The sequence below is a fragment of the Mycolicibacterium anyangense genome (assembly GCF_010731855.1).
In the GTDB taxonomy this organism is placed as follows: Bacteria; Actinomycetota; Actinomycetes; order Mycobacteriales; family Mycobacteriaceae; genus Mycobacterium; species Mycobacterium anyangense.
The window spans coordinates 595,139-611,603 of the sequence record NZ_AP022620.1; the positions used below are offsets into that span (position 1 = coordinate 595,139).

Sequence of the window (16,465 nt, forward strand, 5' to 3'; positions counted from 1 at the left end):
TCCGCTGTGACCGGGCTACGTCCGGTGATCGGCCTGACCACCTATCTGCAACAGGCGAAGTCGGGTATCTGGGACAAGCGGGCCGCCTTCCTGCCGGGCATCTACCTCGAGGGGGTGACGCTGGCCGGCGGCATCCCCGCACTGCTGCCGCCGCAACCGGTGGACGCCGACATCGCCGACCGCATCCTCGACAGGATCGACGGCCTGATCGTCACCGGCGGTAGGGACGTCGACCCGTCGTCCTACGGGCACGATCCGCACCCGACCACCGACGAGCCGGATTGCGGCCGCGATGTCTGGGAGTTCGCCCTGATCGGCGCCGCGCTGCGCAGGCGCCTGCCGGTGCTCGGCATCTGCCGCGGCGCGCAGGTACTCAACGTCGCCTTGGGCGGCACGCTGCATCAGCACCTGCCCGATATCGTCGGGCACGCCCGTCATCAGCAGGGCAACGCCGTGTTCGGTACGTCCTCGATCCGCGCCGTGGCCGGCAGCAGGCTGGCCGGACTGATCGGCGCGGACACGACTGCGCAGTGCTACCACCACCAGGCCATCGACCGCCTTGGGGACGGACTGGTGGTCAGCGCCCGAGACACCGACGGCGTGATCGAAGCCGTCGAGATGCCCGGCGACGACTTCGTGCTCGCCGTGCAGTGGCATCCCGAGGAAACCCTGGACGACCTGCGGGTGTTCGCCGGACTGGTGGACGCCGCGCGGGCATACACGACGGAGAGAGTTGACCTGTGACCGCTACTGAGCTGATCAATCCCGCCACCGAGCAGGTGTTGCGCAGCGTCGAGTTGACCGACGTCGCCGGTGTCGACGACGCGATCGCGCGGGCCAAGGTGGCCCAGAAAGCCTGGGCCGCACAGGCACCCGCCGAACGGGCCGCCGCGCTGCGGGCCTTCGCAGCGATCGTCGACACCCACGTCGGTGAACTGGCTGCCCTCGAGGTGGCGAACTCCGGGCATCCGATCGGGGCCGCGGAATGGGAGGCCGGACACGTCCGAGACGTTCTGCAGTTCTATTCGGCATCCCCGGAGCGGTTGTCCGGCAAGCAGATTCCGGTGGCCGGCGGCCTCGACGTCACGTTCAACGAGCCGATGGGCGTGATCGGGGTGATCACCCCGTGGAACTTCCCGATGCCGATCGCGGTGTGGGGGTTCGCCCCGGCGTTGGCGGCCGGCAATGCGGTGGTGCTCAAGCCCGCCGAATGGACGCCGCTCACCTCGATCCGGCTTGGCGAGTTGGCGCTGGAGGCGGGCCTGCCCGCCAACCTGTTCCAGGTGCTGCCGGGCCGGGGATCGGTGGTGGGGGAGCGCTTCATCAGCCACCCCGACATCCGCAAGATCGTGTTCACCGGTTCCACCGAGGTCGGCACGAAGGTGATGGCCGGGGCCGCCGCCCAGGTCAAGCGGGTGACCCTGGAACTCGGCGGCAAGAGCGCCAATATCGTGTTCGACGACTGCGACCTGGCGAAGGCCGCCGCCACGGCGCCGTACGGGGTGTTCGACAACGCCGGGCAGGACTGCTGTGCCCGCAGCCGGATCCTGGTGCAGCGCAGCGTGTTCGACAAGTTCATGGAGATGCTCGAACCCGCGGTGAAGGGGCTGGTCGTCGGTGACCCGGCCGCCCGGGATACCGAGATGGGTCCGTTGGTGTCGCGCAAGCACTTCGACTCGGTGGCCGCCTACGTCCCCGACGACGCCCCGGTGGCCTTCCGTGGCTCGGCGCCCGAGGGGCCCGGGTACTGGTTCCCCCCGACGGTGCTGACCCCGTCGCGCACCGACCGCACCGTGACCGAGGAGATCTTCGGACCCGTGGTCACCGTGCTGCCCTTCGAGGACGAGGCCGACGCCATCGCGCTGGCCAACGACACCGAATACGGTCTGTCCGGTTCGATCTGGACCGACAACCTGTCTCGTGCCCTGCGGGTCTCGCGCGCGGTGGAGGCGGGTAACCTCAGCGTGAACTCGCACTCGTCGGTGCGGTACAACACCCCGTTCGGGGGGTTCAAGCAGTCCGGGCTCGGCCGTGAACTCGGTCCCGACGCCCCGCTGCACTTCACGGAAACCAAGAACGTCTTTTTCGCGATCGGAGAAGCATGACCTCGAAAGTCGATCTGACCCAACGGCTGTCCGGCAAGGTCGCCGTCATCACCGGTGCCGCCAGCGGTATCGGGCTGGCCACCGCCCGGCGGTTGCACGCCGAGGGCGCCACCATCGTGGTCGGCGACATCGATCCCACCACCGGTAAGGATGTCGCCGACGAACTGGGCGGAACCTTTGTCCAGGTCGATGTTTCGGACGAGGATGCCGTCAACAACCTCTTCGACACCGCCGCGGCCACCCACGGCTCGGTGGACATCGCGTTCAACAACGCCGGCATCTCGCCGCCGGATGACGACCTGATCGAGAACACCGAACTGCCGGCCTGGCAGAAGGTGCAGGACATCAATCTCAAGAGCGTCTACCTGTGCTGCCGGGCGGCGCTGCGGCACATGGTGCCCGCGAAGAAGGGATCGATCATCAACACCGCTTCGTTCGTCGCGGTGATGGGGTCGGCCACCTCGCAGATCTCCTACACCGCTTCCAAGGGTGGCGTGCTGGCGATGTCGCGCGAGCTCGGTGTGCAGTTCGCCCGGCAGGGCATCCGGGTGAACGCGCTGTGCCCCGGACCGGTCAACACCCCGCTGTTGCAGGAACTGTTCGCCAAAGATCCCGAGCGGGCGGCGCGGCGGCTGGTGCACATCCCGTTGGGGCGCTTCGCCGAGCCCGAGGAACTGGCCGCGGCGGTGGCGTTCCTGGCCAGTGACGACTCCTCGTTCATCACCGGGTCGACGTTCCTGGTCGACGGTGGCATCAGCTCGGCCTACGTGACACCGCTGTAGGGGATGACACCGTGACCGCGGCGGGCAGGAGCGAAGCGACTCCGGAGTTGGTCGGAGCACCGGAACCGCAGCAGGCCTCTGAGGCGCTGCTGCGTCCGGTGCGGCCCGGTAACGCCTTCGAGGACACTGTGAGCCGGCTGTTGCAGACCATCCGGCTCGGTGTGCTCGCTCCGGGGGACTCGCTGCCGCCAGAGCGGGAACTGGCCGCCCGGCTCGGCGTCAGCCGCGACACCGTGCGTGAGGCCATCAAGTCGCTGGCCGACGCCGGCTACCTGGTGTCGCGGCGCGGCCGCTACGGCGGAACCTTCCTGGCCGAGGAACTGCCCGCCCCGAGCGACGAAGCGGTCCGGGTCAATCGGGCCGACCTCGACGACGCGCTGCTGCTGCGCGAGATCCTCGAAGTCGGTGCCGCCCGGATGGCCGCCAGCCGCACCCTGACCGCGGCCGAGCGGGAAGGCCTGTGGTCGCGGCTGGCCGATGTGCGAGCCGCCGCCCCCGACGACTACCGGCGGCTGGATTCGCGGTTGCATCTGGCGATCGCCGAAGCCGCCGGCTCACCGTCGCTGGTGCCCCTGGTCGCCGAGAACCGGATGCGGCTCAATGCGCTGCTGGATCAGATTCCGTTGTTGCGGCGCAACATCACTCACTCCGACGAGCAGCACGAAGCGATCGTTATCGCGATCCTCGCCGGTGACGTCGCGGCGGCCGAGTCGGCTATGCGGGCCCACGTCGCGGGGTCTGCCGCGCTGCTGCACGGCTTCCTGGACTGAGTCGCAGATCGGGCTGTGACCGGTCCAGCGGTGTGAGGACGGCCCGCAGCCACAGCAGGGTGAGCGCTGCGCAGGACAGCACGCCGGCCACCATCCACGGACCCGGGCCCGGGCACTGGGTAGACGGTGTGGTCTGGTGCCACCACACCACGCCCAGGCCGGCCGCGGTGCCCAGCCCGCCACTGTAGGCGGCCCCGGTGCACCAGCGAAATTGCCTGCGCAGCAGGGCGATCGAGGACAGCACGGCTGTCGCGCTGAACAGTGTCAGCGCCACCGAACAGATCGCGATGCCCGGCGTTGCGCGCATGGCGCGGGTGTGCACATCTGACCAGCCCAACAGCGCCGCCACCGTCAGGACCGCAACCGCCACGCCGGTGGCGCGGGCGCGGCGCCGACTGATCCAGATGTCGTCGAGCACCTGGCGCTCGATACGCCGGAACATTGCGTCCAGGTGGCCGTGGCTGCGGGTGGGCACGTTCACTGGTCGGATCCCGAGGCGTCGGGGTTCCCGGCTCAGCCCACCTGGTCGTCGCGGTTGGCGGCGACCATCAGCTCATCGCGGGCCCGGGCCACCCGAGAGCGGATGGTGCCCACCGGGCACCCGCAGACCTCGGCGGCTTCGGCATAGGACAGCCCGAGCACCTGGGTGAGCATGAGCGCCTGCCGGCGATCCTCGTCCAGGCCGTCGAGCAGCAGCCGGATCTCGATGATGTCCTCGAAGCGGGCCGCGCTGCGGCGGGTGTCGAGTACCTGATCGAGGTCGACGGTGTAGCCCGCGTTGCGGGGGCGGGCCTGGTTGCGCCGGATCTGGTCGACCACCACGCGTCGCGCGATGGATAGCAGCCAGGTGCGGGCCGAGGAGCGCCCGGAGAACCGGGGCAGCGAACCCAGCGCCCGCAGGTAGGTCTCCTGGGTCAGGTCGTCGGCGTTGCCCGGGTCGCCGAGGAAGGCGACGGTGCGCCACACATCGCGCTCGGTGGCCCGGATGAACGAGTCGAGAGCGGCGTTGTCACCGCGTCCGGCGGCCAGCGCCCATGAGGTCACCTGGTCGTCGTCGCGTTCAGCCACGACAAGCAGACTAGGGGATCGCCGCCGGGCCCACACAGCCAGGCCCGTCGCACCGGACGCGGCACCCCCGGGAGTACTTTGGAGGGGGTCGTACCGCCCGGCACCAGGGATTTCTTTTTCCCGGGAACCGAACGCCGTCGGCATCCGACCAATCGACTCGAGCCGAACACTGTCGATCGACGAGGAGGACGATGACGGCATCCGTCGTCGGCGGCGTCGCCGACACCGACGTCCGCCGGGTCCAACTCGACGTCTCGGGAATGTCCTGTGCGGCCTGCGCTGCCCGCGTCGAGACCAAGCTCAACAAGGTCGACGGCGTGCACGCCACCGTGAACTACGCCACCCGGGTGGCCACCATCGACGCCGCCGATTCGGTGGCCACCGACGACCTGTGTGAGGTGGTGCGCAGGGCCGGCTACGACGCCGCGCCGCGCAGCGCGACGCCTGTCGAGATGGCCGACCCCGACGAGCAGACCGCGCGCAGCCTGCTGCGCCGCCTGGCGATCGCTGCGGTGCTGTTCGTGCCGTTGGCCGATCTGTCGGTGATGTTCGCCGTGGTCCCCAGCACCCGATTTACCGGATGGGCCTGGGTATTGACCGCGCTGGCGCTGCCGATCGTCACCTGGGCGGCCTGGCCGTTCCACCGCGTCGCGCTGCGCAATGCCCGACACGGCACCGCGTCGATGGAGACGCTGATCTCGGTCGGCGTCACCGCGGCGACGCTGTGGTCGCTGGCCACGATCTTCGGCGGCCACGGTCAGCGCCAGACCCACGGGATCTGGGACGCCCTGCTCGGCAGTGACGCGATCTACCTTGAAGTCGCCGCCGGTGTCACGGTGTTCATCCTGGCCGGCCGCTATTTCGAGGCCAAGGCCAAGTCGCGGGCCGGCAGCGCCCTGCGCGCGTTGGCGGCGCTGAGCGCCAAGAACGTCACGGTTCTGCTCGCCGACGGCACCGAGATGGTGATTCCGGCCGACGAACTCAAAGAACAGCAGCGCTTCGTGGTGCGCCCCGGCGAGACCATCGCCGCCGACGGCCTGGTGGTCGAGGGCAGCGCGGCGATCGATGTGAGCGCGATGACCGGCGAATCAACACCGGCCCGAGCCCATCCCGGTGGTCAGGTGATCGGTGGCACCGTGGTGCTCGACGGCCGGTTGATCGTCGAGGCCGCCGCAGTGGGCGCCGACACCCAGTTCGCCGGCATGGTGCGTCTGGTCGAGGAGGCCCAGGCGCAGAAGGCCGACGCGCAGCGGCTGGCCGACAAGGTCGCCGCGGTGTTCGTGCCCACGGTGTTCGTGATCGCCGCGGTGACGGCCGCAGGCTGGCTGCTGTCCGGGGCCGGTGCCGATCGCGCATTCTCGGCGGCGCTGGCGGTGCTGGTGATCGCCTGCCCCTGCGCCCTGGGCCTGGCGACTCCGACGGCGATGATGGTGGCCTCGGGGCGGGGCGCCCAGCTCGGCATCTTCCTCAAGGGCTACCGCGCGCTGGAGGCCATTCGCGCCGTGGACACCGTGGTGTTCGACAAGACCGGCACCCTGACCACCGGACACCTCACGGTCACCGGCATCAGCGCCGCACCGGGCTGGGTCGCCGACGAGGTGCTCGCCATGGCGGCGGCCGTCGAGGCGGCCTCCGAACACGCTGTCGCCGTGGCCATCGCCGGTGCGGTGACCGACCACCGCGACGTTGCAGACTTCCGCTCCTCTGCCGGACGAGGCGTCACCGGTCACGTCTCGGGAAGCCATGTCACGGTCGGCCGCCCGTCGTGGGTGCGCGGTGACTCGGCATTGGGTGCCGAGCTCGAGGGGTTCTGGCGGGCGGGCGAAGCACGCGGGGAGACAGTCGTTTTCGTCGCGGTGGACGGCGAGGTGTGCGGTGCGGTCGCGGTGGCCGACGCGGTCAAGGAGTCGGCGGCCCAAGCGGTGGCGGACCTGCACAGCAGGGGATTGCGCACGGTGCTGCTCACCGGCGACAACGCCTCGGCGGCGGCTGCGGTAGCCGCCCAGGTCGGTATCGACGAGGTGATCGCCGAGGTGCTGCCCGACGGCAAGGTCGACGTCATCGAGCAACTGCGCGACGGTGGCCAGGTGGTCGCGATGGTCGGGGACGGGATCAACGACGGCCCCGCCCTGGCGTCGGCGGATCTGGGCCTGGCGATCGGGCGCGGCACCGACGTCGCGATCGGGGCGGCCGACATCATCCTGGTGCGCGACGATCTCGACATCGTCCCGCAGGCACTCGATCTGGCCCGCGCCACGATGCGCACCATCCGGGTCAACCTGTTCTGGGCCTTCGGCTACAACGTGGCGGCCATCCCGATCGCCGCGGCAGGCCTGCTCAACCCGCTCATCGCCGGTGCGGCGATGGCGTTCTCCTCGTTCTTCGTCGTCTCGAACAGCTTGCGGCTGCGCACCTTCGGGACTCCCGGTCGGAAAGGCTGAATGGTGTCGGAGCAGACGTTCAAGGTCGAAGGACTGCACTGCCAGAGCTGCGTGCGGGTGGTGAGCGCCGCGCTGGAGGCGCTGCCCGCCGTCAGCGGCGTCGCGGTGGACCTCGGCGAGCCGTCGATCGTGCGGGTACAGGCCGACTCCGACCTGTCCGTCGCGCAGGTCCAGGCCGCCCTCGACGAAGAGGGCGAATACTCCGTCGTCGCCTGACCGGGAACTGAATCCCGTTGCCCCACGACCAGATAGAGCGTGAGGCGACAACGATTTCCGCGTCCGTCGGCCGACGAATGGGACTGGCAGCGCCGCGGGGTGTGCCGCGCCGCCGACTCGTCGGTGTTCTTCGGACCTGACCACGAGCCGCGAGCCGCGCGTATCCGCCGCGAACAGATCGCCAAGAACCTCTGCCACGGCTGCCCCGTGCTGGCCAAATGCCGGAGCCATGCCCTCAACGCGTGCGAGCCCTACGGCATCTGGGGTGGTCTCTCGGCATCGGAGCGCGCGCAGCTGTCGCGGCCTGCGCGCCGCGACGTGGACAGCTCCTGCAGCATCGCGTTGTAAGTCCACGGACTGATCCAGCATCGATCACTTCATCTGTTCAGATAAACAGGTATTGTGGCAGTCGGGCGCTGATCACCACTTCAGCCAGCGATCCCAACGGTGACCACATGCTGATGAGAGGGTGTTCATGGCCGAGTACGTCCTACCCGAGCTTGATTACGACTACGGCGCGCTGGAGCCCCACATCTCCGGCGAGATCAACGAGATTCACCACAGCAAGCACCACGCGGCCTATATCAAGGGCCTCAACGACACGCTGGCCACACTCGAGGAGGCGCGCGCCAAGGAGGATCATGGCGCGATCTTCCTCAATGAGAAGAACCTGGCCTTCCATCTCGGCGGTCATGTCAACCACTCGATCTGGTGGAAGAACCTCTCGCCGGACGGCGGTGACAAACCTACCGGGGACCTGGCCGCCGCCCTCGACGATGGCTTCGGATCTTTCGATGCCTTCCGGACTCAATTCAGTGCGGCCGCCAACGGTTTGCAGGGATCCGGCTGGGCGGTGCTGGGATACGAGAGTGCCAGCGCCCGGCTGCTGACATTTCAGCTCTACGACCAGCAAGCCAATGTGCCGCCCGGGATCACACCGCTGCTGCAGGTGGACATGTGGGAGCACGCCTATTACCTGCAGTACAAGAACGTCAAGGCCGACTACGTGACGGCATTCTGGAACGTGGTGAACTGGGCTGATGTGCAGGAACGGTTCACCGCGGCAACCATGCGCCATGGTGTGTAAGGCGTTGTCCGGCAGAGCTTTCTGATCATGGCCGACGACGAGAAGACCCGCTGGGCCATCGACGTGATGACGGCCTGGGCGCACGCTGAGCGCGACGACTTCATGCATGACCGTATCGACGAGTATCTCAGCGAACCTGGCGGGGCGCCGGGGCTGATCACCGGTTTGGTTAATCTGTCCAGCTTGCTGCTCATGGGATTGGAGGCCACTACCGGCAAGGCCACCCCCGAGATACTGCAGGCGATCGCATCAACGCTGTCGCGGCACGAACACACACCGGGCGACTCCTAGGCCGTCCTCAGCGCCGCGTCTTGGACAGCTCCTGCAGCATCGCGTTGTAGGCGTCCAGATCGTCGTCGTAGTGTGCGTCGGCGTGCCGGTCGGTACGGGTGGCGAGCTTGCGGTCCTGGCGCGTCCACTGCACCACCAGCGCGATCACCACCACGATGATCGGCAATTCGCTGGAACCCCAAGCGATTGCGCCGCCAAGATGCTGATCGTCGAGCAGGCTGGACAGCCAAGGCAAGTCGAGCTGGCCGTAGAAGTTCTCGCCGATGATCGAGGTCATGGTCATGGTGGCGACGCCGAAGAACGCGTGAAACGGCATGACTGCGAACAACAGCGCGAGCCGGCCGATGAACGGCAACCGGCGCGGTCCGGGGTCGATGCCGATGATGCCCCAGAAGAACAGGTAGCCGGTGATCAGGAAGTGCACGCTCATGAACTCGTGGCCCCAGTGGTAGCGCACCAGGGTGTCGAACAGCGGGGTGAAGTACACCGCATACAGCGACCCGACGAACAGGATGAACGCCGTGGCCGGATGGGACAGGAACTTCGACACCGGTGAGTGCACCAGCCACAGCAGCCATTCCCGCGGGCCGGGCGGTTGGTCGGCGGCCGCGGCGGGCAGCGTCCGCAGGGCCAGGGTGATCGGGGCGCCGAGAACCAGGAAGACCGGGATGAACATGTTGAGCGCCATGTGCTCGGACATGTGCACGCTGAACATCGCCGAGCCATAGGCCCGAACCCCGGAACTGGTCGCCAACAGCAGGGCCAGGCAGCCGAACAGCCACGCGACCGTTCGGCCCGGCGGCCAGGCGTCGCCGCGGCGGCGCAGCCGGACCACCGCCACCACGTACAGCGCGGCCAGCACCACCGCGCCGAGACCGAGCAGGACATCGAAGCGCCACATCGTCAGCAGCCGAACCACATTCGGGGGCTGCGGCAGCTCGTAACCGAGGAAGACATCCCACGCGGTGAACCTGTGGGACAGCAGGCGCGGCGCCGTCTGCACCGCCATCGCCGCCACCGCGGCGAAGAACACGATCATCGCCACCGCGCCGACCGGACCGCGCCGCGTCTCGGCCCGCGTCCGCAGCCTGGTGACGTCGACCAGCCAGGTGATCAGCAGCACCGCTGCAGCCAGCAGGCCCAACCGCCCGTAGTCCGAGTGCAGCAGCGAGCCGGGATCGGTCAGCAGCAACAGCAGCAGCCCGCCGTACACCAGCCCCACCGCGCCGGCCATCACCTCGACCAGGAGCACCCGGCGCCGCAGGTCGTCGCGGGGCGGGGCGATCACGGCGCTGATCTTCATCCCGGCCAGCACCGCGGCCGCGAGCGCGAAGACGATGACGGCACTGGTCGCGTAGTCGTGGTCCGGACCCTGGCCGGCGTTGCCGGTGACCGCGATCGCGATCACCGCGATAAGGCCGGGCACCAGGAGCACCACATGCCAGATCCATCGCACCGTCAGCCGCAGCACCGCCGCCACCACCGCGGCGAAGATCGCCACCGCGACCCAGCCGCGGGCCAGCTCCGATGCGCCCACCGCGGTGCCGATCGCGCCGCTGCTCACCAGGCGGGATACCGGGATGCCGGAATCGGCGGCCGCCTGCACTACCACCATCGCCGCGGCGGTCAGCACCCACAGCCCGGCGATGCGTTCGGCGAGCAGATGAACCCGGAAGGAGTCCGCGTCGAGCAGGCCCCGCTCGTCGGGGCGTGCGGTGATCACGATGAACACCAGCCCGCCCAGGCACCCGGCACCGGCCAGGGTCGCGGTGAAGTGACCCACGAGTTCACCGATGCTGGTCGGCAGGCCGGGGAACGAGTCACCGGTCTCCCGGAATCGGGCGGCTCCGGACGCCACCGCATAACCCGCCAGCGCTGCGGCCATGGCGAGGTATCCGCCGACCAGGACCCATCTGCCGGCCGGTCGGCTGCCCGTGCGGCTCGACTTCATCGCCGCTAGTCTACGACTCTTCGTCGTAGTCAATCCCGTGCGGTGGGAACTTCGGGCCGCCGCGGCTCGACCAATTCCAGACACGTTCCCGAGACGAAAGTGGATGCCCGGTGATCCAGGATCTGACGTTGCGTTGGATCGTCACGCTGTTGTTCGTCCTGAGCGCCGCCGAGTGCGTCTTCGCGATCGCCGTCGGGCATCGGCGGTGGCCCAGCGTCATCAGCTACTCCCTACACGCGATCATGGCGGTGGCGATGGCGGTGATGGCGTGGCCGCGCGGTGCCGCCCTGCCGACGATCCCGCCGATGGTGTTCTTTGCGCTCGCGACGGTCTGGTTCATCGTGATCGCCGCTACCGCCGCGGGGTCCGGCCATCGGATCGCGACGATCTACCACGCGCTGATGATGCTCGCGATGGCCTGGATGTACGCGGTGATGAACGGCCGGCTGCTACCCGCCGGGTCCGCGCCGTCCGCGGCCGCCGGCGGCCATCACGGCGGGCACGCCAGCATGCCGGGCATGGACATGGGGGACATGCCGGGCATGGACATGGGGGACTCGACCGCCGCCGCCACCGGGCATCCCGGCTGGATCGCCGCGCTGAACTGGGTGTGCACCATCGGCTTCGCCGTTGCGGCCGTGGTCTGGCTGATCCGCTATCTTGCTGCGCGCCAATCGCGTTCGGACGGTGACGCGGTGCATCAACTCGGGCTGCTCAGCCAGGCGATGATGGCGATCGGCATGGCCGTCATGTTCGGCGTGATGCTGTAGGCACTCGTGATCCGGTAGGCGCTGCGGCCCGGTCGCCGACCGGGCCGCAGCTGCGTCGTCCTAGCAGGAACCCTGCGCCCGCAGGGTGGTTTTCGCCGCCTTGACGGTGCATGCCTTGGACTTGCCGGCTGCTGCTGCCGGCGTGACCGCGGTCGTGCGGTGCGGGGTGGTGCTGGCCGACACTCCGGACAACGCCCTGATCAAGGTCGCGTCCAGATCTGCTTCGTCGGGCAGTCGCACCCCCTGTGCCTGCAGGCTGTCGTAGGCGGTCTTGATCAGGCCGCCGTTGAGCAGGCTGACGAACGTCCCGTTGGATCCGTGGGTGGGGTGGTCGTAATTCGGTGTGCCGAAGGCGGTGTGGTAACCCACGCCGAGCGCTGAGTCGTCGAGAGCCTTGTTGAACGGCGTGCTCTGGTTGAACACCCGGTCACCGAGTGCCTGCACGATGCGGACACCGGGAGCCGGGTTGCCCGGCGCGCTCTCGCTGCCGAAGCCCGGGCGCCCGACGGCATCGCCCGACGGAGTGCTGTAGCCGTGGGCCGACGCGGTGCCTGCGCCCGGGGCGACCACTGTGAGAGCGGTGGCCAGCGCGGTGGCGCCCAGGACGGATCCGACGAGGAAGCGATGCGAGGTGCGGTGCTGGGCGATGGTCGCGGTAGTCATGGATTCGATGCCTTTCGTTGAGGTGGGATCAGCGGGCCGCGGAGTCGCAGGGAGTGCTGGCGGAGCGGGTGGTGCCGTCGGCGCACACCGACTTCGAGCCGTTGCCGCTGTTGCCGGAGCTGCTGGTCTTGCCGCCGCCTGCCTTCGCGCTGCCCCCGCTACCGCCACCGCTGTTGCTGTCGCTGCCTGAGTCGGATCCGTGGTCGTGGCCGGGATGGGCCGTCGCCGGCCCGGCGGGCGCGGTCAGGGTCAGCGCTCCTGCGCTGAGCGCCGCCGCGAGCAGGCGTGTGATGTGACGACTTCGTCTGTGCTGCATGGATGCTCCTGAGGTCGAGAACTACTACCGTGTGTAGTAGTTCAGGGTGTAGCGGTCCCGCGATCGGGTGTGCGGAGTGGCTAGCTACTCATTCGGTATGCGGCTGTGGCGCGTGCCCACAGGCAACTCCCAGCATCCGCACAGACAATCAGTCGTGCCGTAGGGCGAAAAGTTCCTCGCCGCCGTGGGGCAGGCCGCCGAGATCAGGCGGCCGAGCCGTCGGTGGGGTAGAGGTGGCCGCGGCGGCGTCCACGAACGGCGTTGTCGGGCAGTACCAGATCTGCGGCCTCGGCACTGCCCTGGGGCCCGGGGGTGCGGGTATCGCGCCACACCAGCAGTGCCAGCAGGGTGCCGAGCAGGACGGGAAGGTGGCTCAGGATCCGGTCCACGGTGACCGCTCCGGCGATCGCATCGTTGACGACGTAAACGGTGAGGACCGCGGTGAACACGGTCAGCACTCCGGCCAGTCCGGCGGCGGCCGTCGGCCGCAGTGCGGCGATCACCATCACCGCGCCGAGCGCCGCCGACCATGCGGTCGACTCGTTGAGGAGGTGACCGCTCATCATGGCGTGGTGACCGGCCGAGGTGCCGACGTTGGCGCCGAAGCCCTGCGCGGCGGCCAGGGCGAGCTGGATGCCACCGACGATTCCGAGCGCCCAGCGTCGCCAGATCACCGCCGTGCCCAGGGGGAGCGTCCGTCGGGCCGGGACGGCGGGTGCGGCGACGGCCTGCACCTGGGAGCGGCCGGCCAGTCGGCGCAGTAGCTGGGTCTGGTCGACGGCACGGGTGTACCAGTCCCGGCAGGCGTCACAGGTGGCGACGTGCTCGTCGACACGGGGGCCCGGCACGGGCTCGCGTTCCCCGTCGATCCGAGCCGACAGCGCCTCTCTGGCGACCTCGCAGTCCACGATCCAATAGTCGCGCACGACGGCCCGATTGTTCCAGCTGATCAGAATTGGCCCGGTGCTCGACTAGATTCCTTAGCTATGCACGGGCCAGGCGACGAGGTGACGGTGGAACGCGCCTCCTCGGCGCTGGCCGACGTCGACATCCACGGCTGGACTCAGCGCTTCGACCTGCTCAGTGATCCACATCGGCTGGAGATCCTGCTCTGCCTGCACCGTGCTCCCGGCATCTGCGTCGGCGACCTGGCCTCGGCGCTGGGCCGGTCGGAGAACGCCGTCTCGCAGGCCCTTCGGGTACTGCGTCAGCAGGGCTGGGTGACCTCGACCCGGGTCGGCCGGCTGGTCAGCTACCGGCTGGAGGACCACACCGTCCACGATCTGCTGCACTGGATCGGCGCGGCACACAACGAGTAACCGACAGTTCATCTGAACATGTAGACAGATGACTGCCGGCGGCGCTAGGTTGGATGCGGGCGCCGGACGGGTGCCTGCGAGCCGAGGAGCCCGGGTTGAGCGTCCAGATCACCGCTATGCACATGAGTGACGGTCTGGTGAACGCTCCCACCTCGGTGCTCTTCGCGGCGCTGGCGATCGCGGCGGTGGGTTTGTGCGCCTGGCGGGCGCGCACCGAACTCGACGAGCGGGCCGTTCCGCTGGCCGGTCTGGTCGCGGCTTTCATCTTCGCGGTGCAGATGATCAACTTCCCGATCCTGCCCGGCGTCAGCGGCCATCTGCTGGGCGGCGCGCTGGCCGCGATCCTGGTCGGCCCGTTCACCGGCGTGCTGTGTATCGCGATCGTCTTGGTGGTCCAGTCGCTGCTGTTCGCCGACGGCGGTGTGAGCGCGCTCGGGATGAACATCACCAACATGGCCCTGATCGGGGTGGCGGCCGGCTACTCGACCGCGGTGCTGCTGTTCGCCGTCGTCCGCCGGCGCGGCAATGGCCGATCGGTGCCGGCGCTCGGAGTCGTCGCCTTCCTGTCTGCTGTCATCGGAACAGTCTGTGCAGCAATGGGTTTCGTCATCGAATATGCGATCGGTGGTGCCGCGCCGGTGTCGTTGACGACGGTGGCCACCTACATGCTGGGCACGCACGTGCTGATCGGCATCGGTGAAGGCGTGATCACCGCGGTCACCGTCATGGCGGTGGCCCGGGCCCGGCCGGACCTGGTGTACCTGCTGCGGCGCACCCGTACCGAGACGGTGGTCCCGGCGTGAGGCGGCATTGGCGGTTCTGGGCGGGGTTCGCCGCGGCCATCGTGCTGATCGCCGGGGTGGTGTCCTACTTCGCCAGCTCCAGCCCCGATGGGCTGGACTCGGCCACCCTGCAGGGCTGCCAGGTGGTGGCGACCGACCACGGTGAGCAGCTGACCGGACAGTGCATCGCCCAGCACGCCACCGAACACCCCCTGTCGGTGTCTCCGCTGGCCGACTACACGGTGTTCGGGCACGCCGGCAGCGTGGGCGCCGCCGGGATCATCGGCGCCGTGGTGGTGCTCGCGCTGGCCGGCGGTGCGTTCTGGCTGCTGGCCCGCAGCCGCCGCTCCGGGAGCTGACGCTGATGGGTGCGGGCCATTCCCATCCGCTGTACCGCGACGGGCACTCGGTGGTGCACCACGCGCCCGCCGAGGTCAAGATCGCCGGGCTTGTTGCGTTCGTGCTGGCGGTGGTCGCCACGCCACGGGAGATGATCTGGCCCTTCGCGCTGTACGCGGTGATCGTGCTCGTCGTGTGGCGGGTGGCGCGGATTCCCTTGCGCTGGATCCTGCCCCGCATGCTCATCGAAGCACCGTTCCTGGTGCTGGCGGTGCTGCTGCCGTTCGCCGAGGGCGGCCAGCGGGTTCATGTCGCCGGACTGCAGCTGTCGGTGGCCGGGCTGTGGGCGGCCTGGGGCATCGTCGTCAAGGGAACCCTGGGCGTCGCCGCGTCGCTGACCGTGGCCGCGACCACGTCGGCGCGGGAACTGCCGCTGGCGCTGAGCAGGCTCGGGGTGCCCGGACTGATCACCTCCATGCTCGTCCTGATGATCCGCTACATCGACCTGCTCTCGGCCGAGATCAGCCGGATGCGGATGGCGCGGATCTCCCGGGGTGACTCGCCGCGTGCCCTGCACCAGGCCGGTGCCATTGCCAAAGGTGTTGGTGCCCTGTTCCTTCGGTCCTATGAGCGCGGTGAGCGGGTGTACCTGGCAATGACCTCGCGTGGTTTCGACGGCCGGGTGCCGGAGCTGGCCATCGTCGGTGCCCGGCCGCGGGCGACCTCGGTGCAGTGGATAGGTGCGTTGACGCCCGCCGCGGCCGCGATCACGGTGGCGGGTGCGGCATGGATCCTGCGATGAGCACCCCGGCGATCCGGGTGCAGGGCCTGCGCCACCGTTATCCGGACGGCCGGGTCGCGCTCGACGGTGTCGACCTGACCGTCGCCCCCGGTGAGCGGGTGGCCATCCTCGGACCCAACGGGGCGGGCAAGACCACCCTGATGCTGCATCTCAACGGTGTCCTCACCGCCACCTCGGGAACCGTCGAGATCAGCGGAATCACGTTGGACCGCAAGACTATTCGCGATATTCGCCGCCGTGTCGGGCTGGTGTTCCAGGACCCCGACGACCAGCTGTTCATGCCGACCGTCGCCCAGGACGTCGCCTTCGGCCCGGCCAACTTCGGGGTCACCGGAGAGCAACTCGCCGCCCGCGTGCACGCCGCACTGCAGACCGTGTCGATGACCGAGCACGCCGAACGCAGCCCGGCGCACCTGTCGGTGGGCCAGCGCAGGCGCGCGGCCCTGGCCACGGTGCTGGCGTGTGAACCAGAGATCCTGGTGCTCGACGAGCCGTCGGCCAACCTCGACCCGGTGGCCCGCCGGGAGTTGGCGCAGACGCTGGCCACGCTGCCGGCGACCATGCTGATCGTCACCCACGACCTGCCCTATGCCGCGCAGCTGTGCGAGCGCGCCATCGTGCTGGACCGCGGTACGGTGGTCGCCGACGACACCGTCACCGCGGTGCTGTCCAACACCGAACTGCTGGCCGCCCACCGGCTGGAGTTGCCCTGGGGTTTCGTGGTTCCCACGCACTGACATCTCTTCGCGAGCAGACGCAAAAT

Annotated in this window: 21 protein-coding genes; 16 read left to right on the forward strand and 5 right to left on the reverse strand. The window is 69.0% G+C overall.

Going from position 1 to position 16,465, the window contains the following annotated elements:
- Positions 1 to 6 precede the first annotated feature (6 nt).
- Genes G6N35_RS02745 through G6N35_RS02760 form a run of 4 tightly spaced genes read left to right on the forward strand, consistent with a single transcriptional unit; the run spans position 7 to position 3,657 of the window.
- Entirely contained in the window at positions 7 to 744 is a 738-nt protein-coding gene (locus tag G6N35_RS02745; protein WP_163802854.1) for a gamma-glutamyl-gamma-aminobutyrate hydrolase family protein, read from the forward strand.
- Positions 741 to 2,105, forward strand: coding sequence for an aldehyde dehydrogenase family protein (locus G6N35_RS02750; protein ID WP_163802855.1), 1,365 nt, complete (start codon positions 741 to 743; stop codon positions 2,103 to 2,105). The genes G6N35_RS02745 and G6N35_RS02750 overlap by 4 nt, the downstream gene beginning before the upstream one ends.
- Positions 2,102 to 2,887 carry a 3-oxoacyl-ACP reductase gene (locus tag G6N35_RS02755; protein ID WP_163802856.1) on the forward strand — a complete coding sequence of 262 codons (786 nt, stop codon included), beginning with the start codon at positions 2,102 to 2,104 and terminating at the stop codon, positions 2,885 to 2,887. Before G6N35_RS02750 ends, G6N35_RS02755 begins: the two co-directional genes overlap by 4 nt.
- 47 nt (positions 2,888 to 2,934) lie before the next feature.
- Complete coding sequence (locus G6N35_RS02760) at positions 2,935 to 3,657, forward strand: FadR/GntR family transcriptional regulator (RefSeq protein ID WP_163807432.1); 723 nt, start codon at positions 2,935 to 2,937, stop codon at positions 3,655 to 3,657.
- On the opposite strand, the gene G6N35_RS02765 is transcribed toward G6N35_RS02760, so the two are convergent.
- Both G6N35_RS02765 and sigC read right to left on the reverse strand, forming a co-directional pair.
- On the reverse strand, positions 3,602 to 4,138 hold the full coding sequence (locus G6N35_RS02765) for a hypothetical protein (RefSeq protein WP_163802857.1): 537 nt from the start codon (positions 4,136 to 4,138) through the stop codon (positions 3,602 to 3,604). The genes G6N35_RS02760 and G6N35_RS02765 overlap by 56 nt on opposite strands.
- A 32-nt stretch (positions 4,139 to 4,170) precedes the next feature.
- Positions 4,171 to 4,725: an RNA polymerase sigma factor SigC gene (sigC, locus tag G6N35_RS02770; RefSeq protein ID WP_163802858.1), complete on the reverse strand. Its 555-nt coding sequence runs from the start codon at positions 4,723 to 4,725 to the stop codon at positions 4,171 to 4,173.
- 191 nt (positions 4,726 to 4,916) lie between these two features.
- On the opposite strand from sigC, the gene G6N35_RS02775 reads away from it, so the two are divergent.
- The 5 genes from G6N35_RS02775 (at position 4,917) to G6N35_RS02795 (ending at position 8,760) form a co-directional block, all read left to right on the forward strand.
- Positions 4,917 to 7,166 (forward strand): heavy metal translocating P-type ATPase, encoded by a 2,250-nt coding sequence (locus G6N35_RS02775; protein ID WP_163802859.1) that lies wholly within the window; start codon positions 4,917 to 4,919, stop codon positions 7,164 to 7,166.
- 3 nt (positions 7,167 to 7,169) lie between these two features.
- Positions 7,170 to 7,382, forward strand: a complete 213-nt coding sequence (locus G6N35_RS02780; protein WP_163802860.1) for a heavy-metal-associated domain-containing protein — start codon at positions 7,170 to 7,172, stop codon at positions 7,380 to 7,382.
- Between the two features lie 39 nt (positions 7,383 to 7,421).
- On the forward strand, positions 7,422 to 7,730 hold the full coding sequence (locus G6N35_RS02785) for a WhiB family transcriptional regulator (protein WP_163802861.1): 309 nt from the start codon (positions 7,422 to 7,424) through the stop codon (positions 7,728 to 7,730).
- 127 nt (positions 7,731 to 7,857) lie between these two features.
- Positions 7,858 to 8,469, forward strand: coding sequence for a superoxide dismutase (locus G6N35_RS02790; RefSeq protein WP_163802862.1), 612 nt, complete (start codon positions 7,858 to 7,860; stop codon positions 8,467 to 8,469).
- Between the two features lie 27 nt (positions 8,470 to 8,496).
- Complete coding sequence (locus tag G6N35_RS02795; RefSeq protein ID WP_163802863.1) at positions 8,497 to 8,760, forward strand: hypothetical protein; 264 nt, start codon at positions 8,497 to 8,499, stop codon at positions 8,758 to 8,760.
- 7 nt (positions 8,761 to 8,767) lie between these two features.
- On the opposite strand, the gene G6N35_RS02800 is transcribed toward G6N35_RS02795, so the two are convergent.
- On the reverse strand, positions 8,768 to 10,711 hold the full coding sequence (locus G6N35_RS02800) for a cytochrome c oxidase assembly protein (protein WP_163802864.1): 1,944 nt from the start codon (positions 10,709 to 10,711) through the stop codon (positions 8,768 to 8,770).
- 110 nt (positions 10,712 to 10,821) lie between these two features.
- Here G6N35_RS02800 and G6N35_RS02805 point away from each other — a divergent pair, with 110 nt between their 5' ends.
- Positions 10,822 to 11,481: a DUF5134 domain-containing protein gene (locus G6N35_RS02805; RefSeq protein ID WP_163802865.1), complete on the forward strand. Its 660-nt coding sequence runs from the start codon at positions 10,822 to 10,824 to the stop codon at positions 11,479 to 11,481.
- A gap of 60 nt (positions 11,482 to 11,541) precedes the next feature.
- Here the strand turns inward: G6N35_RS02805 and G6N35_RS02810 are convergent, their stop codons facing one another.
- Entirely contained in the window at positions 11,542 to 12,144 is a 603-nt protein-coding gene (locus tag G6N35_RS02810; RefSeq protein ID WP_163802866.1) for a hypothetical protein, read from the reverse strand.
- A gap of 17 nt (positions 12,145 to 12,161) precedes the next feature.
- Here G6N35_RS02810 and G6N35_RS02815 point away from each other — a divergent pair, with 17 nt between their 5' ends.
- Complete coding sequence (locus tag G6N35_RS02815; protein WP_163802867.1) at positions 12,162 to 12,440, forward strand: hypothetical protein; 279 nt, start codon at positions 12,162 to 12,164, stop codon at positions 12,438 to 12,440.
- Positions 12,441 to 12,663: 223 nt separating this feature from the next.
- On the opposite strand, the gene G6N35_RS02820 is transcribed toward G6N35_RS02815, so the two are convergent.
- Positions 12,664 to 13,368 carry a zf-HC2 domain-containing protein gene (locus G6N35_RS02820; RefSeq protein ID WP_163807433.1) on the reverse strand — a complete coding sequence of 235 codons (705 nt, stop codon included), beginning with the start codon at positions 13,366 to 13,368 and terminating at the stop codon, positions 12,664 to 12,666.
- A 78-nt stretch (positions 13,369 to 13,446) separates the two neighbouring features.
- Here G6N35_RS02820 and G6N35_RS02825 point away from each other — a divergent pair, with 78 nt between their 5' ends.
- The 5 genes from G6N35_RS02825 (at position 13,447) to G6N35_RS02845 (ending at position 16,439) form a co-directional block, all read left to right on the forward strand.
- Positions 13,447 to 13,779 carry an ArsR/SmtB family transcription factor gene (locus tag G6N35_RS02825; protein ID WP_163802868.1) on the forward strand — a complete coding sequence of 111 codons (333 nt, stop codon included), beginning with the start codon at positions 13,447 to 13,449 and terminating at the stop codon, positions 13,777 to 13,779.
- A 116-nt stretch (positions 13,780 to 13,895) separates the two neighbouring features.
- The gene (locus G6N35_RS02830) at positions 13,896 to 14,582 is read left to right on the forward strand and encodes an energy-coupling factor ABC transporter permease (RefSeq protein WP_163807434.1); all 687 of its coding nucleotides are present in this window, start codon (positions 13,896 to 13,898) and stop codon (positions 14,580 to 14,582) included.
- Positions 14,579 to 14,920, forward strand: a complete 342-nt coding sequence (locus G6N35_RS02835; protein ID WP_163802869.1) for a PDGLE domain-containing protein — start codon at positions 14,579 to 14,581, stop codon at positions 14,918 to 14,920. Before G6N35_RS02830 ends, G6N35_RS02835 begins: the two co-directional genes overlap by 4 nt.
- 5 nt (positions 14,921 to 14,925) lie before the next feature.
- Positions 14,926 to 15,702 carry a cobalt ECF transporter T component CbiQ gene (gene cbiQ, locus G6N35_RS02840; protein WP_163802870.1) on the forward strand — a complete coding sequence of 259 codons (777 nt, stop codon included), beginning with the start codon at positions 14,926 to 14,928 and terminating at the stop codon, positions 15,700 to 15,702.
- Complete coding sequence (locus G6N35_RS02845; RefSeq protein WP_163802871.1) at positions 15,699 to 16,439, forward strand: energy-coupling factor ABC transporter ATP-binding protein; 741 nt, start codon at positions 15,699 to 15,701, stop codon at positions 16,437 to 16,439. Before cbiQ ends, G6N35_RS02845 begins: the two co-directional genes overlap by 4 nt.
- Positions 16,440 to 16,465 lie beyond the last annotated feature (26 nt).

Coding starts and splice junctions, on each gene's coding strand:
- G6N35_RS02755 (WP_163802856.1), top strand. CDS start 2,102: ATGACCTCGAAAGTCGATCTGACCCAACGGCTGTCCGGCAAGGTCGCC.
- G6N35_RS02775 (WP_163802859.1), top strand. CDS start 4,917: ATGACGGCATCCGTCGTCGGCGGCGTCGCCGACACCGACGTCCGCCGG.
- G6N35_RS02790 (WP_163802862.1), top strand. CDS start 7,858: ATGGCCGAGTACGTCCTACCCGAGCTTGATTACGACTACGGCGCGCTG.
- G6N35_RS02795 (WP_163802863.1), top strand. CDS start 8,497: ATGGCCGACGACGAGAAGACCCGCTGGGCCATCGACGTGATGACGGCC.
- G6N35_RS02800 (WP_163802864.1), bottom strand. CDS start 10,711: ATGAAGTCGAGCCGCACGGGCAGCCGACCGGCCGGCAGATGGGTCCTG.
- G6N35_RS02810 (WP_163802866.1), bottom strand. CDS start 12,144: ATGACTACCGCGACCATCGCCCAGCACCGCACCTCGCATCGCTTCCTC.
- G6N35_RS02825 (WP_163802868.1), top strand. CDS start 13,447: ATGCACGGGCCAGGCGACGAGGTGACGGTGGAACGCGCCTCCTCGGCG.
- G6N35_RS02830 (WP_163807434.1), top strand. CDS start 13,896: ATGCACATGAGTGACGGTCTGGTGAACGCTCCCACCTCGGTGCTCTTC.
- cbiQ (WP_163802870.1), top strand. CDS start 14,926: ATGGGTGCGGGCCATTCCCATCCGCTGTACCGCGACGGGCACTCGGTG.
- G6N35_RS02845 (WP_163802871.1), top strand. CDS start 15,699: ATGAGCACCCCGGCGATCCGGGTGCAGGGCCTGCGCCACCGTTATCCG.